We start from the raw sequence: 15,439 nt of genomic DNA, 5'->3' as shown, positions 1-15,439 counted from the left end.
TTCATAAAAAATGGGAAAAATCAAATAAAATAGCTTGATTATGCAAAATCAAGGTAATATCTTTGATTTTTTTGTAGAAAAACAAAAACTCGTTGTACATCCACATAAGAACTTACAACGAGTTTTTAGTTATTTATATTGGGAGTTTTGACACGCCCTCCGCATGATTATTTATTTTGTTATATCAAAAGCTACATAATATTCTAGATTAGATTCTACTAAACCGTCATGGCCTTTGCTACCATGTAAATAGTAGCATCGTCCATCATCAGAACAATAATAATCAGCATAAGAATCTTCTACTATGCCTGCATCACATAAAAGTCCAAATTCAGCAAAGGTGACGAGCCGTCCTCCGATAGCCTCTGCCTTTGCTGCGGCTGCCTCTTTGTTTTCAGCTTCCGCTTGTCTGGTCTTGCAGGCTACGATGGCAGAAGTGCCGGTAGAAGAGAGAACGATGCAGTCATAACTTCCGCTTTTGTTGACAAGTGTGTAGTCTCCTTTAACATTCAGCAACTTACCTTCCTTGTCCGAAGTACTCCAGGTGGTATTGACATCTATAAGGAATTGCTGGTTGACCTTTGCGCCATACTTTCCTGTGATGTAAGTCTGATAGTTAGCTTGTACGGGTACATTACTTATTGTCTTTTCTTCTTCATTGTACTTTGTAATGAAATTGTCAAGGTTTGCCTCATCCGCACTTGCCAACACGTAGAAACTGCCTATTTCCACAGGAGAATCAGTTGTCCCTTGTATTTCGTTTGCGATGGACAGTGTCTTGGTGTCAGATTCTGTCCCTGTTGTCGTACCGTCTGCCACATTGAAGCTCAACGGGCGGCTATAAGTCACGGTCATGCTTCCAGGCTCCAACACATCGGTTTCCCTCAAAATCACTTTGGCTACAGCACGATTCAGCGTAACGTTTACCTGATTGCCATTGCTGACTTTAACCGATTGGTTTGCATAAAAAGCCTCGGCATTGGCGTCTGCCTCAGTGCTTTTCAATTCTTTCACACTTGTCAAGTCCGTTGCGTCATAGTTCGTACTGCCATAGTCTGCCCAAAAAAGACACTTGTATGTACCCGGAGGCAACAGGATGGTAAAGCTGTTGTTTTCGAAAGTTGTTTCCTGCTTTACTTCTGTCGTACCAGCCTCATCATAGACAGCAACCACATAACGCAAGCCATCCGTGGTAGCTCGTGTTTGGGGCTTCTCGTCGGTTGCGAGTGTGAAAGTCACCTGTTGTACTGTGTTGTTTCCCTTGTCGGAAAACAACTCCTCGTTCTGACTGCACGATGCCAGCATCGCTGCGATGCCCAGCATCAAAAAAACTTTTTTAATCATTTTCTAATTGTATATTTACTTGTTACTTAAAACCACACATTGTATATTCCGCTCCATTCGGTATTTATGTCGATGCCGCCCTTGTTGATGCCAGCCGTAAGAAAATTGCCATACACTGTCGTAAGGTGGTTATTCCGGTAATTTATCTGAACACCCGAAGCACGACATAACGTATTACCAAGGTTGTCGGTTACGGTAACGGTAACATTGACAAGTGACTCTGTTCCGTTTACCAACACCCAATCGCCGCCTAACAAAACCTCATTGTCAACATCATTATAATGAAGTGATACCTGCGAGTAACTTATACCACCTACGGCATCATTTGGTTTTCCTGTAGAAACATTAAATCCAGAGGGGAAATATCCCTCATACTGCACCTTTACCGTCAGATTCTTCAACGGAGGGTATATATCTGGCTTCGCTTCCATCAGCTTGCGGTAGGTTTCTACGTCTTTGGCTATGAGGCGGTACTTTGCCAATGGGCGTTGGAGTTGCACATTCATTGTTGCGCCCTCTTCGGACAGCGTGATGTCACTTTTGTTATAGTACGCCGCATCCTTGGCATCGGTGTTCGCCGTGTATGGCTTCGTGACGATGGTCACTGCTTTCAGGCTTTCCGTATGATAAAATGTGTCGGCAAGCGGATTGTCAGCGCGGGCATAGTCCGTCCACAGACGCAGGTCGTAAGAGCCTTCTGCCAATTCAAGCTCCACGAGATATGTGCCGTCGGCTTGCGGGACGGGTGTCACGGCTTTGTGAAGCACCACGATGTCCGTGCCTGCCTTGCAGAGTTCTGCCACACACCTTATTATATTGGCGGTTCCGGCGGCACGAGTCTTGCTCTCCTCTGGTGTGTAATCCGGCAGTTTCTGGACGGGCAGCGTGAGCTGCAGACGGAGCGTGGACAGCGTGAAAACACCCCGCTGCAGGAAGACGGTGACAGGGCTGATGCCGTCCTCCGTCACATTCACCTCCGCTATGCCCGAAAGCAGATTGGTCTCGTGGCTCATTTCCATCTCTAACCACTCGTGCAGGGCAGTGAGGGTAGAGGTCTCCGCCGCTTCTTCGTCCGCATTGATGACCACCGCTACCGTGTAGTGTCCGGCTTCTAAGGGATGCAGGACGGCAGCAATGCCCCGTGCGTCCGCATAGTTGTAGGTGGCGTAGAGGTTTCCCCCCGTGCCGTAGATGTAGAGCTTGATTGCTCCGATGGGCACGTCTGGACATTGGGTGTTGTCGATGGTTACGGCCATCCCCCTCTCTCCCTCATGCGGGTCACGGTTGCAGGCTGTCAGCCACACGAACATGAGCAGCGTACATATCTTCAGATAGATGTATCTTCTTTTCGTATTCATAGTCTTTGGTTCTACTTTATTTCTTTTTTCAGTCACGGCACGGCTGCCCCATAGAGGAATGAACAAGCCATCTCATTTTTACAAAATTCATTTTCATATCTTTTGTTTTTGAATTAATAATTTCTTGTAAAAATAAATACTTTTGTGCGTTCTGTCGAATCTTACCACTATGTAGCGGCATTATCCACCGAACGACACCTGTTCTCTCATTGCCATTATATATACTGTGATTCCCAGAATGACGACAAAAGTCAATCCGAGAAACAGATAGATATAGAAACTCTCCCTCTTGATGAAGTCACGAAAGCTATAGCGAGCCTTCCAATGATTCTCAAGATACATCCTGTACTCATGTATCATGGCATATCCTAAGATAATACCTAATATGAGTACAGACACCCCGATGATGATCAGGGCTAATTCTATCCTTGGCATAGTTTCTATTATTTCCTTCATGTCGCAAATATAGTGAATTTCTCCGAAAGAAGGGGTGGTTTTTACTTGTTCATGTGTCGCATTCCTACCAAAAAGGTGTCGCATTCGTAGGAATGCGACACCTTTTTGGCTGTTTTTTGATAAAAATTTTGCTTTTTCTTTGGTATTTTACGAAAAAATGATTATGCTGAATTTGAATCATTTTGTGCTACATCTGTAGATTGGAAGTCTCTCCATGCTGTAGGAGAACAGCCTTCTTTTGTCTTGAAGATTCGGTAAAGATGAGTTCGACAAGAGAATCCACACTCAGCTGAAATGATGTCGTTGCTATAATCTGGATATTCCAACATCATCTTTTTTGCAGCGTTGAGACGTATCTCACTGAGCCATATTCGGAAGTTAGAGTGCAAGCATTGATCGAAAAACAGGCTCAATTCGTTCTTAGATATGCAAAGTGTATAAGAAAGCGTCAACATGTTCACATTACAATCCTTATAGCCCAAATCCATACACCATTGGTCAAGACTATTTTGGATAAAGTTCCTGCGTTCCTCAGATAATTGCTGTAAAGGTTTTTCCTTTGCCCCCCCACATCGTTGCCTTTCCTCTTCTTTATCCAATAGCTCTTCTGTTGGAATATAACTGTTGCCGAGAGCGATAAACGTAAGGTTGAAGAACAACAAGGCAAGCAATACGGCAGGACCTACTATATATAATAAGGTGGTAGAAAAAATGGCAACTGGCATAGCGAGAACTGCGAGCCATAGAATGACTACACTTGCACGTGAATATCTTACGTAAGGCAACAAATCCGTTGCAGCCATTGTCTCCAACATATTTTTACGCCTAATCATCTCCTGAATAATCATGTATATGCAATAGAAAACACTTACGCAAAACAAAGTAAGCATCAAATAAAGCCCTTCTCTGATATACAGGCTATGATGAAGACAGATACCCACGCAAAAGACCACAATGATAGCAGCATAAATACCACTGCATATCAGTATCATCTTTCTGAGGTTAGCACGGGTGGTTTCTATGTTGTAGATTCCTATGGAGATGAGCGAGAAGCAGGGGGTATAGAGGAGGATGTTGATGACCGCCCCTAAATCATCGTGCATAGCACGGAACCCGAAAGTCATCTGCAGCACATATTGTATCGCTAACCCTATCAGGGCGCCAACAATCATCCATCGTGAACGCTCATACCGCTTGTTCTCCCATCTTACATGCAGATGAGAGAGTGCTACGATGAAGGCATTGATGAGCATGAATATAAAACATGCAAACTGAAGTAGAAATAATGAATCCATACGCTTCTTATCTTTTGTTTACTTTCTTGTATTTTTGATTACTTGCTGTAGGATTATCTGGATTAGTCATCTGCAAATATCCTGCTGCAACAAGGGAGGTGATGTAACGCTCTCGGTTCTTGGAATGCATGCTGACTCCAATTCTGTCAAGTATCTCTTTGGTGGTTCGAGGAACAGAACAGAAATTTACTATGTCCCTTTGCTTGTTAGACAATGACACTTTGGGAGTGTCAGAGTGTCTAAGTCGAGTGTCTAAGTCGTTCTCAGAAGTGTCTAAGTCGGTGCCAGAGTGTCTAAGTCGAGTGTCTAAGTCGGTGTCAGAGTGTCTAAGTCCAGTGTCAGAGTCTTGGACTTGGTTACTTTTCCCCTCGACTTGGTTACTTTCCCCCTCGACTTGGTTACTTTCTTCTCTCCAAACCGTAATGACAAATTCCTGTGCCTTGTCATTATTCATAAATGTAACATTAACATCTTCGTCCAGTGCACGAGTGATGCCGCTACCTACACCAGTGTATGGCAGCAAGTATATAGCATTGTTGAAAAGGAACATATTGCGAGGCATGGAAGTTCCTGCCTTTATGTCATCAATAGTGAGTCCGTTAGGCAATGCACCAGGACTGTGAATCTCAACACGATTGTCGAAAATGAAAATTCGAACAGGGGCTTTCATGTTCAACGAGCGGTGTACAAGGCTGTTTACCGTGAACTCAACCAAGCTTGTGTAAGGTATTTCCAACTTTCCCATACTGTTGAATTCTTCTCCCACCTGCACATTATGCAGATTACGAGTAAAGAAATCCATGATCGTATCATACTGATGAAGCAGATTTCCCTCCATATCTGCATCATTCACCTTGTCACGAAAAACCTTGCTGCCGACGCTGTTGCCAGCAAAACAGATACACTTGGCTGTCATCATTGGCATCCAGCGTTGGGTGTATTTGCCAAACAGAAGCATGGCAGCAACAGTCAGTGAACCATCAGGACGGATAAATCGCAGATTGCGAAGTATCTTCTCACAGTCATGCCCCTTAGCTATGGCAGAGCATATCATATCAAGTGATGCTTCATTAAAAGCGTCACCTGTCAAGCCTTTCTTTTCCAACACTCTATCAAAACGGTTGCCAAGAAACTGCTTGATAGTCATTGCATCAAGATCGTTGACAGTTGCATCCCTAACACCAGCCTCGTCTGGAGCAAAACTACCGCAGTCGGTCATCATTTCTGCAAGTTCTGCATTATCGAACACTTTACGCTTGTCGGCACCATTCTTCACCCATACAATTCCCTTGTTGTCATGATAAGGCTTGTTGAGTCCTTCCTTCACAGTAGCAACAACCAAGTAGCCATCCTCGACTTCAACAGTATCTATCTTTATCAGAATGGATGGTACTACGTTTTCTGAAGCAATGTCACTCAACAAGTTGGTTGTTTCTTGTACCTCAGAATACGACAAGGCATTGGTTTCTCCGGTCTTATCCTTTATACCAACTACCAATTTGCCACCATGTGAATTACTGAACGCCACTAACTCACAGGCAATATCATATTTGTCGAGAATGCGTTCCTTGAACTGCACCCCCGATACCTCGCCAGCGTTTATCTGTTTCAATATATCGTCCATCATTCTTTGATACATTCTTTGTTCAACAAATCGTTTACATCCACTTTCAGCAAATCAGAAATCCGTATTAAGGTTTCCAAATCTGGTTGGCAAGGTAGGTTACTGCCAACATTATCTTCAATCTGTTTACATCTTTCTTTGCCATACATTATTATAAAATAAGTAAATACGCTTGCAAAAGTACGATAATAATTTCAGAAAAAAGAACAATAGCCTCAAAATGTTTACGTCTCGTATCTCTGATAGATAGAAATCTGTATTTCGGAGTTACAAGTAGTGTCTTACTTGGACATCATTGTCGTTTTTCGGGGGCGCAAAAGTGCCCTTACCTTGGCACAATAGTGCCCTTCCTTAGGCACTTTTCGACTTTAGCGAACAAGAATATCTGCTTGGCGTTTTGTTCTCTGATTTCCTTATTATAGAAAATGTTTGTATTGGTTTTTATATAAAATTACGCTAAAATCTGCCGAATAGCTTAGAATGAGCGATTTATGAGTTTTTCACCTCAATGGAGGTAATGATTTAGCAACGGTTCTAATTTCTACAATTTGCATACGTTTGATTGTCAAACAACTCTTTGTCATCTTGGTGGCAAAAATACAATTTTAAATTTAGAATACTGCATTGTTGCATGTTTTTTAGAGTTTATTATCATCTCAAATATAATTAGGACTCTGAAAATATGCAAAAATGTGCGGTATTTTATGAAATTATCCGTAGAATCTTACCGTATTCTCGAAATTTATTGTATTTTTGCAGCTGTAATGACATTTAATAAGAGGTGAAATGAACAATATAGTTTGCAAAGTAGCAGCACTTGGTGGCACTATCTCCACTACTGATATATCTCATCTGTCAGAGTATAAACGACTGTTGAGAGCTAAGGAGCGTGGCGACTTGATAAAGTTGCGTCATGGCATATATGCCGTTCCCGATGCTTTGCTTAATACAATGATTGATGTGGAACGGATTGTACCTAATGGTATTGTATGCCTGTACAATGCGTGGGCTTACCATCAGCTTTCGACAACTGTTCCACCTGCTTTTTGTATAGCCATCGCCAACAAGCGGAAGGTGGTGATACCAGATACGCTTCCGATAGAGCTGTATTATTGGAAGAAGGAGAACTTGGAGTTCGGCATTATGGATGCAGAAATTTCAGGGTATCATGTTCGTATTACCGATATGGAGCGAAGTGTTTGCGATGCTGTAAAATACAGGAATAAATTGGGGTTAGATATTTGTGCTGAAGTGATACGCACCTATCTGAAAAAGCCAAACCGCAATCTCACTCGTTTGCAGGATTACGCCCAACGCCTCAGAGTGTTTAATACATTGAAAAATTATCTTGAAATAGCTATAGAATAAGATGGGAAAGAAAAACTACGGTAAGTCTGTTAAGACCCGCTTGCTCAATCTGATGAATGAGACAGGCTATAAATATATGTATCTCTTGGCAAGATATTTCAACGAGAGGTTGCTTTACAGAGTATCTGTAAGCCAATATAAGGACAATTTTTTGCTGAAAGGTGGCTCTTTGCTTTATGCTATGAACGGACTTGAGGCACGTCCTACAGTAGATGTTGATTTCATGGCAGATAGAATTAGCCGTGATAGGGATTTCCTTGCGCACGTGTTCCAGGAAATTTTGGGCATTGTATGCGATGAGGATGGAGTATCGTTTGATGTTAACAGCATTAAGTTGGAGCCTATAACTGTTGAAAAGAAGTATCCTGGCACAAGATTTTACTTTACGGCCCACATGGATACTATCGCTTACAACATGTCTGTTGACATTGGCTTTGGTGATGTTGTAACTCCATATCCAACAACTATTGACTTCCCATTGCTTTTGCCTGACATTCCATCTGTGAACATACAGGCATATTCCTTGGAGACTGTTGTCGCCGAGAAATTCCATACGATGATAGACCGAGATGTGCTCAACAGTCGCATGAAAGATTTCTTCGACTGTTACCAACTCCTGACAAAGAGAGACTTGTCTGATGACACATTATATGATGCGATTAAGGCGACTTTCGATAATAGAGGGCTTACATACAATCCCGAATTGCAGTTGTTTACAGAAAGTTTTGCGACAGACGCAGCACGTATAGTTCGCTGGAAAGCATTTCTGAAAAAGATTCAATGGAAAGAAACTCTTGATTTCAAGACTGTTATGGAAGTAATAAAGGAAAGGTTGCAGCCTATGGCTGAAAAATATTGGAAAAAGTAGTTTACCCTTTTATCATTCTTTCGTCTTTGAATATAAAGAACACTAAAAATAGAAGATTATGATAAAAAGTAAGATTTCTGTTGCTGTACTATTTCTGCTATGCCTTTGTTGGTTACCAACACTTTCATTGGCAAAAGGAAAGAGCCATTTTACGGTAGAAGATTCACAATATGGAACTCGCCTTGTGAAATGGGAAGGAAAAGACTCTGTTGTGGATTTTAATAACATCCAAGAGCTTAAGGATGTAAAAGTAATAGGAGAAATGGCTTTTGAAATGAATAAGTACATCAAGCAAGTCATCCTTCCCGACAATTTGCTGATTATAGAAAAACGAGCTTTCAATACTTGTGAGAATCTTCAAACCGTAAAGATGCCAAACACAGTGAGGTATATCGGCAATAGTGCATTCAATATGGACCATCAATTAGAGCTTAGCGTCTTGCCGGACAGTTTGCAAGAAATCGGTGAATGGACATTTTGGGATTGTAATAAGGTCTGCATATCCGTGATACCTGAGCATGTGAGCAAAATAGGAAGACAGGCTTTCACTTGTTGCGAAGGCATAAAGGCCCTTGTATTCAAGAATCAACTAGAAGTAATTAACGACCGTGCATTTTCTGGTTGCAAGAACTTGGAACGCATAGTCTTTCCGAACAATTTGAGAGAGATCTCCGATTTTGCCTTTGCCCGATGCATTAACCTTAAAGGCATCAATCTCCCTGCATCTTTGCAGAAAATCGGATATAGAGCATTTGGAAACTGCGAGTCACTTTTATTCGTGAAGTATAATTCTAATCCCAAAGTTGACTCTTCCGCATTTATGAATTGCCCAATAAGCCAAGAGAAATAACATTAGTATCAACAATAAAGACAAAGAATATGAAAAAGATTGTTTTATTGATAACCACCATCTGCCTAACATCAGAGACATTCGGGCAGAAAACGAGTTCCTCTTCCGTAGATGAATACGAATGCATCTACGAGTACCAAATGAAGAATGACAAAGGCTCTTCTGATGCCACTTCTACCATTCTTCAAATTGGCAGAAACTCAGCTATGTTCTCTGATTACACTGCGTTTCAAGCAGACTCAGCCATTGCTTGCAAAGCGCCAGAATCAGAGATTCAAAAGTTCAAGACACGGGAAAAGAGAAATGATTTGCTTTTCGACCAATCAGTCTCTCAAAATGTGCCTAAGGGCAAACTGACCGTTTATAGCGTAATCACGCCAAACTACTACAGCTATACGGAAAGTGCCAATCCCATAAATTGGAATCTGAGCGAGGGCATTGACACTATCTGTGGTTACACCTGTCAGAAAGCTGTTGGAGAATATGGTGGAAGAACTTGGACTGTTTGGTATTCCACGGACATACCAGCATCCTTTGGACCATGGAAACTTTGTGGTTTGCCAGGCTTGGTATTGGCAGCAAAGGATTCAGAAGGCATACATAAGTTCAAAGCTATAACTTTCCGTAAATCAAGCACCCCTATGAACTTCAAGCCTTACACCAATATCATCAAGACTTCGAGGGAACAGTTTGTCAAGGCGAAGAATAAGTTTGAGCAAAATCCTATGGGCAACATTCCTGCAGAATCCATCAGCGAGATGACTATTCAGAAATATGAGGATGGTGGGCATAGTGCCTTGGTCAATGGTGTGGTACTGAGAGTGCGCCCTAATGGATATGTTCCTCTCGAATTGAAGTAAACAAAGAGATTGATAAATATGAGAAGGTTTCTAATTTTGATGATGTTAGCTTGTCTCTGTAACTGCACTTTTGCCCAAAGTGTAGTTACAGGAATAGTGCGTGACACCATTGGCACGGCTTTGGAAGGTGTCATCGTAAGAGTAAATGCCGATAAGGCTACTCTTGGCTTTGCGAGAACATCAGAAAATGGAACTTATAAGATAACACTAAAGTCAGATGCCAAGCAGCTAATCATCACTGCCGAAGCCATCGGATACGAGAAAACCAAAAGAGAAATCAAGAATGTCTCACAAGAGTGCAACTTCAATCTAAAGGAAAAGACCACAGACCTAAAAGAGGTTGTTGTAAAAGCTCCAGCCATCTACCAACGAGGGGATACTTTGTCATACAACTTAGCCTCGTATATCGGAAAGAATGACTATACGCTGAAAGATGCCATGAAGAAACTCCCTGGCATTGAAGTAGGCGACAAAGGTTCTATCAAATATCTGGGCAAGGAGATTTCTAACTTCTATATCAATGGCATGGATTTGTTGGGTGGACGATACAACATTGCCACTACCAATATACCCGCTTCTTTTGTCAACTCAGTCCAAGTGTTGAGTAACCACCAAGCCGTAAAAGCCAACAAAGATGTATTCTCAGACAACGTGGCTATCAATGTGAACATGAGCAACAAGGCAAAGTTTAAGCCTGTAGGCTCTTATGGAGTTTCATTAGGGGCAGGCAAACACACCTTATATGAAATCAATGGTGCCGGTATGCTCTTCAAATCCAACTTTCAAATGTTGGCTTCGCTAAAAGCAGGCAATATCAATCAGTTTGCATTGACTGATGGGACGAATCACTTTGACAACAAAGAGAAATTATCTACGTTGTCTAATTTATTAGAGAACATTTCCGCTTCCACTCCTCCTATTGAAGTTGACAGATATGCCTCACCAACAGATAGATTATTGTCATTCAACATATTGAGAAAGATAAGAAAGGATGTTACCCTAAAAGGTAATATCGGGTATAGCTATGCCAAAAGTCAGTACGACTATAGCTTGACGAGAAGTTATGCGGATGCGGATAACAATGTCATTATCGCCCAAGAGTATTCTCCCCTATCAACCATACATCGCCCAAGCATCCAGTTGGAATACAAGGACAACTCAGAAAAGACTTATCTTAGCAACACACTGTCGAGCACAGGTTCTTTTCTGACATCAGAATTGCCTACTAAAGAGAACGGTTCTCTCTTTAACCAGAAGCAGACCATGAGAGAGTTTTATGTGAACAACAAGTTCTCTACCTTGTGGCATCACAAGGATTTGTGTTGGGCGGTTACGTCTATCATGTCGTATCAAGGTTCTCCTATGGGAAAGATAACTCTTAACAAGGAAACTACCGATAATGTGGTACAAAATGCCAATGGAAGAAGTTTTCGTACAGAGAATACTCTCTCAATGTCTAAGAAGCATCTCTATTCTCGTATTTATTTACCAATATTGCTGAATTATTATATGGATAAGGTGCAAACAAGCCTGCACCCTACAGACGAGAGCAATGATGTGAATATGCAGAATCTCAGAATGGCTCTGGTACCACAATATGAGTACTCACATCCTCAATATAAATATGTCTTCCGATTGGAAATACCTATGCGCATAGACTATATAATCCATAAGGACAACTTGGAAAGCGCATCGTCTGGTTCTTGGTATTATTCTGTTTGTCCTAGCGTATATTGCAACTATAAGGTAACTTCTCGCTCGGTACTTCGCACCAACATATTCTATGCTCGCACCTTTGGGGACATTTTGGATTTCTTGAAAACACCCGTCAGATTCAATGACACCTCGCTGAAGGTTGGCTCTGGTATCTTGGCGGACAACAAGAGTTTGAACGCCTCATTGCATTACGACTATAAGATACCACTGAAAATGTGGTTCTTCAATGCAGACTTTCTATATAATCAGGAAAAGAACAACTTACTGATGAGTCAAGATGCAAGTTCTACTCTCATCACGATGTCGAAGATATATGCCCCAAATACAGGTAGAAGTTTTATGGGGCAAGTTGGTGTCACTAAATTTATAGAACCCATCAAGACAAAGATTTCCTTGAATGGTGGCTACCAATGGAAGCGACAAACGACTTTGCAGAATGTTTTTCAGCAGGAATACACTTGGAAGAGTTGGGCATTCTTCCCATATCTGACTTCACAGCCTTGCAAGTATGTGGAGTTGGCTTATAACGGAATGTTTGCCAAAACTTATCTTTCCACGGAGTATCAGAACAACAGCTATCTGAGCCAACAACACAAAGTGTCATTGAAACTCATGCCATTCGATGGCTTTACATTCGACACTTCTGCTGACATTGTAAAGAATGAATTGACGAAAGATGTGTCAAAGACAATGAGTTTGCTCGATATGGGGTTGTCATATAGGAAGAAAGCCATGAAGATTTCTTTTGACATCAGGAACATTTTGAATCAACGCCAATATGCATACACTATCTATAATTCCGTCAATACCTTCACGTATAACTATCTACTGAGGGGAAGAGAGTGTGTCTGCACTGTAAAACTAACAATGTAAACCCAACAAAACAGGTGTTGTAAAATAAAGTTTTTATTATTTCTCAACTTTGGAGAGAAATACATCCATTTATGGCAAGGTCTTTGGGAGTAACCCAAAAGGTTTCGAGTAACTCGAAACATACCTTGCTGTGTCTTTGTGGACACAATGTTTTGGCAAGAATAAAACCTAATACCATTGAAAACACTGCGGTGGTTCGCCCAAGTGGCTGGAGGCGCAAAGCCTCCAAGGAACGGCTCATTTTCTTTATGCTAAAGGATGAAAACGAAAAAAATCCCGAAGAATGAGTTTTCCTTGAATGCCATTCCTCGGGATGAACAAAAATGTATTCCTGCATGTCATACGTTTTATATGTCATACGATAAAAATGTAAAACGTATGGCATCAATGCATATATGCTTACACACTTCTTTGCATGGCTACTTCTTTATCAAATTGCAACTGCACTTCCATACGACAATGAATCAGTACGTCAATAAGTCAATACGACAGCGAATCATCGAAGCGTCAAAAAAGCGACCATTCTCAACTAAAGGAATTAGTCCCTCCATAGAGTTGCAAGACAATGTTTGTTTTCTCTTTTGCTCCGTACAATCTCTTGATGATGGCATCACGAAGTTGTGCCGCACCATTAGAGTTTAGACGGAAGCAAATGGCAACAACCATAGGGAATCCATACAACGTTTGCCAAATACCCTTGGAAAGTTCTTCCCTTCGTTGGACTTCCGACATAGACAACATACCTTCTTTATATATAGCTCGTATCACAGCAGTGAGTTTCGGGGCAGTGATATAAAGCATATCAATCAACTCACTCTCACTCATCCACAAGTCCTCCAAGTTGGACGGAATGGAAAGCCTTCCATTGCCATCCACGGTGATTACAGTCCGTTTCATGCCATTCCTCCCATTACAGGCAAATGTCCATTGATTCGACTTTCAAAGACAGATATGTCATGGTCAAGTTTTGTGCTTGTCACCTTGGCGTATATCTGTGTTGTGGTGATATTCGTGTGACCAAGAATCTTGCTCACGCTCTCTATCGGCATACCATATTCCAAGGCTAAAACTGCCCAACTATGACGTGAGACATGAAATGATACATGCTTCTTTATACCACACATTGCAGCAACTTTCTTGATGCGCTTGTTAATGCTGTCAAGATTACCGATATTGAACAAGTGGTTGTCTTTTCTGAAAGACTTGTATCTCTCAACAATCTGCATGGGAATATCCATCAGCTTGATTTGGAACGGTACGCCTGTCTTCTGACGCTTGGACACTATCCAAGGAGCACCGTTTACCATGCTGATGTTATCTTCCGTCAAGTTCTTGATGTCAATGAAAGCTATACCTGTCCAACTGCCAAAGATAAAAAGGTCTCTCGCAAATGCCATGTTGGGGTCTTCCAACTTTATCTCAGTCATGGCGGTAAGCTCGTCCAAGGTCAAGAACTCACGTTCCTTGTGGTCTGGATCAACGTGGTACATGGCAAACGGATTTCTCGGTATCTTGCCGTTGTAGTGTGCCGCCGTGACGATATGTTTCAGAGGTATGGAGTAAATCCAAATGGAGGACTGCGCAAGCCCTACCACATTTTTCAAGTAAAGGCAATAGTCACGGATAAACTCCTCGGTAAGCTCATTCATGGACATATCGCTGCGCTTGTACTGATACTTGATGAACTCGGCAACGTACTTTCTCACCACAAGATACTTGTTGTAAGTGTTCTTGGCTCTGTCCTTGCCTACGCGTTTGGCAAAGGCTGCGTTCTCCTTGTCGAAAGCTCTGAGCAAGGTCTCGTATTCGGTGCCTATGCCTTGATAGGCGTTTCTCACCATTTCAGCAGTAACGAACGCCTCACGGTCGGAAAGTCGCTGGTAATGCTTGGCGATTTGAGCCTTGATGTTGTCAAGCGCAAAGTTCACCTCCTTGGCTTCCTTGCTCTTGCCAATGGCTCTGTTGCCCTTGGCATCCCAGATAGCCTTGGTCACGCTCTGCTTGCAACTGAACTGTGCGATTGTTCCGTTGATTGTCACTCGCCCCATGATTGGGACAATTCCATTTCTCTCCTTGCTTCCATTTACATAGAAGACTGTCTTGAAAGTGCATCTCATAATTCTTACTTTTTTGTTCGGTGCAAAATTAAACTATGAGAGTTGCATGGCAAAATCAAAACTTACGCAGAATGGAGAAGATTGAACCGCCACCGTTAAAAATGCTTATTAGGGCGTTTCCATTGGGTAATGATTTGAAAGCGTTTCTATTTCTCTAATCTGCTTTTTCCTCATTTCCTTGTCACTGCCAACTAAAGCCAACGACTGCCACAACCACTTGAAACTCAAACCAAATGCTCTATTTTGCTATTTTTTGCCTTTTTAGGCGTTCTTTTTTCAAAAAAATAGCGGTGGTAGATGTTTGGAAAAATCTTTATAGTAGAGAAAAATTAAAATCGAAATACGATTTTACCCTTCACCCTTCATCTTTTCGCCCGGAATGCTGATAAACACAGAGGATTTGAGGATGAAAGGTAAAATTCAACCCTTCACCACCCTTCACCGTCCTTCGTCTTTTTTGCCGTTTTTAGCCCTTTATTAGCTACGATTGACTGGTTATTCGTTAGATTTGAAATTTAGTTGGTTATGAAAAATATATACATATTATTTCTGATTTAGCTTCATCTTATGAGTCTATACAGTCGTCTATTAAGACCAGAGCTTACCTTAATAGACGACCAATTTCAGCCTTCATAGTAGGTTTTTAGGCTAAATGCGTCTTTTAGATTGAGTAAGCGGCTCCGCGTTTATACCATTGTAGCTTTCTCGTT

General features: G+C 41.7%; 12 protein-coding genes. 5 read left to right on the top strand and 7 right to left on the bottom strand.

Going from position 1 to position 15,439, the window contains the following annotated elements; genetic code table 11:
* Positions 1-171 precede the first annotated feature (171 nt).
* From DW917_RS14325 to DW917_RS14305, 5 genes are all read right to left on the bottom strand, one after another.
* A complete protein-coding gene (locus DW917_RS14325) occupies positions 172-1,344 on the bottom strand; it encodes a DUF6562 domain-containing protein (protein WP_199545574.1) in 1,173 nt (390 codons plus the stop codon).
* A 26-nt stretch (positions 1,345-1,370) separates the two neighbouring features.
* Positions 1,371-2,432 carry a DUF6562 domain-containing protein gene (locus DW917_RS14320; protein WP_199545573.1) on the bottom strand — a complete coding sequence of 354 codons (1,062 nt, stop codon included), beginning with the start codon at positions 2,430-2,432 and terminating at the stop codon, positions 1,371-1,373.
* Positions 2,433-2,882: 450 nt separating this feature from the next.
* The gene (locus tag DW917_RS14315; RefSeq protein WP_233524758.1) at positions 2,883-3,137 is read right to left on the bottom strand and encodes a hypothetical protein; all 255 of its coding nucleotides are present in this window, start codon (positions 3,135-3,137) and stop codon (positions 2,883-2,885) included.
* 182 nt (positions 3,138-3,319) lie between these two features.
* Positions 3,320-4,453, bottom strand: coding sequence for a helix-turn-helix domain-containing protein (locus DW917_RS17820; RefSeq protein ID WP_233524757.1), 1,134 nt, complete (start codon positions 4,451-4,453; stop codon positions 3,320-3,322).
* A 7-nt stretch (positions 4,454-4,460) separates the two neighbouring features.
* Complete coding sequence (locus tag DW917_RS14305) at positions 4,461-6,080, bottom strand: RNA-binding domain-containing protein (RefSeq protein ID WP_118119775.1); 1,620 nt, start codon at positions 6,078-6,080, stop codon at positions 4,461-4,463.
* A 783-nt stretch (positions 6,081-6,863) separates the two neighbouring features.
* On the opposite strand from DW917_RS14305, the gene DW917_RS14295 reads away from it, so the two are divergent.
* The 5 genes from DW917_RS14295 to DW917_RS14275 are packed head-to-tail and all read left to right on the top strand — an operon-like array spanning position 6,864 to position 12,612.
* On the top strand, positions 6,864-7,445 hold the full coding sequence (locus tag DW917_RS14295; protein ID WP_117694894.1) for a type IV toxin-antitoxin system AbiEi family antitoxin domain-containing protein: 582 nt from the start codon (positions 6,864-6,866) through the stop codon (positions 7,443-7,445).
* Position 7,446: 1 nt separating this feature from the next.
* Positions 7,447-8,313, top strand: a complete 867-nt coding sequence (locus DW917_RS14290; protein WP_117694892.1) for a nucleotidyl transferase AbiEii/AbiGii toxin family protein — start codon at positions 7,447-7,449, stop codon at positions 8,311-8,313.
* A gap of 58 nt (positions 8,314-8,371) precedes the next feature.
* A complete protein-coding gene (locus DW917_RS14285) occupies positions 8,372-9,163 on the top strand; it encodes a leucine-rich repeat domain-containing protein (protein ID WP_118119773.1) in 792 nt (263 codons plus the stop codon).
* A 29-nt stretch (positions 9,164-9,192) separates the two neighbouring features.
* Positions 9,193-10,023, top strand: a complete 831-nt coding sequence (locus tag DW917_RS14280; RefSeq protein WP_117694888.1) for a GLPGLI family protein — start codon at positions 9,193-9,195, stop codon at positions 10,021-10,023.
* An 18-nt stretch (positions 10,024-10,041) separates the two neighbouring features.
* Positions 10,042-12,612: a carboxypeptidase-like regulatory domain-containing protein gene (locus DW917_RS14275; protein WP_233524756.1), complete on the top strand. Its 2,571-nt coding sequence runs from the start codon at positions 10,042-10,044 to the stop codon at positions 12,610-12,612.
* A gap of 525 nt (positions 12,613-13,137) precedes the next feature.
* Here DW917_RS14275 and DW917_RS14265 read toward each other — a convergent pair.
* Both DW917_RS14265 and DW917_RS14260 read right to left on the bottom strand, forming a co-directional pair.
* Positions 13,138-13,509: a hypothetical protein gene (locus tag DW917_RS14265; RefSeq protein WP_117694884.1), complete on the bottom strand. Its 372-nt coding sequence runs from the start codon at positions 13,507-13,509 to the stop codon at positions 13,138-13,140.
* Entirely contained in the window at positions 13,506-14,729 is a 1,224-nt protein-coding gene (locus tag DW917_RS14260) for a site-specific integrase (protein WP_118119767.1), read from the bottom strand. Before DW917_RS14260 ends, DW917_RS14265 begins: the two co-directional genes overlap by 4 nt.
* Between the last annotated feature and the right edge of the window lie 710 nt (positions 14,730-15,439).

It is taken from the genome of Prevotella sp. AM42-24 (assembly GCF_003461825.1).
Lineage (GTDB): Bacteria > Bacteroidota > Bacteroidia > Bacteroidales > Bacteroidaceae > Prevotella > Prevotella hominis.
Note: the sequence above shows the minus strand (reverse complement) of the source record. Positions and strands in the feature narration are given on the sequence as shown.

Excerpts from the sequence above, each read along its gene's own strand:
- DW917_RS14325 (WP_199545574.1), bottom strand. The coding sequence starts at position 1,344 with ATGATTAAAAAAGTTTTTTTGATGCTGGGCATCGCAGCGATGCTGGCA.
- DW917_RS14315 (WP_233524758.1), bottom strand. The coding sequence starts at position 3,137 with ATGCCAAGGATAGAATTAGCCCTGATCATCATCGGGGTGTCTGTACTC.
- DW917_RS17820 (WP_233524757.1), bottom strand. The coding sequence starts at position 4,453 with ATGGATTCATTATTTCTACTTCAGTTTGCATGTTTTATATTCATGCTC.
- DW917_RS14305 (WP_118119775.1), bottom strand. The coding sequence starts at position 6,080 with ATGATGGACGATATATTGAAACAGATAAACGCTGGCGAGGTATCGGGG.
- DW917_RS14295 (WP_117694894.1), top strand. The coding sequence starts at position 6,864 with ATGAACAATATAGTTTGCAAAGTAGCAGCACTTGGTGGCACTATCTCC.
- DW917_RS14290 (WP_117694892.1), top strand. The coding sequence starts at position 7,447 with ATGGGAAAGAAAAACTACGGTAAGTCTGTTAAGACCCGCTTGCTCAAT.
- DW917_RS14285 (WP_118119773.1), top strand. The coding sequence starts at position 8,372 with ATGATAAAAAGTAAGATTTCTGTTGCTGTACTATTTCTGCTATGCCTT.
- DW917_RS14280 (WP_117694888.1), top strand. The coding sequence starts at position 9,193 with ATGAAAAAGATTGTTTTATTGATAACCACCATCTGCCTAACATCAGAG.
- DW917_RS14275 (WP_233524756.1), top strand. The coding sequence starts at position 10,042 with ATGAGAAGGTTTCTAATTTTGATGATGTTAGCTTGTCTCTGTAACTGC.
- DW917_RS14265 (WP_117694884.1), bottom strand. The coding sequence starts at position 13,509 with ATGAAACGGACTGTAATCACCGTGGATGGCAATGGAAGGCTTTCCATT.
- DW917_RS14260 (WP_118119767.1), bottom strand. The coding sequence starts at position 14,729 with ATGAGATGCACTTTCAAGACAGTCTTCTATGTAAATGGAAGCAAGGAG.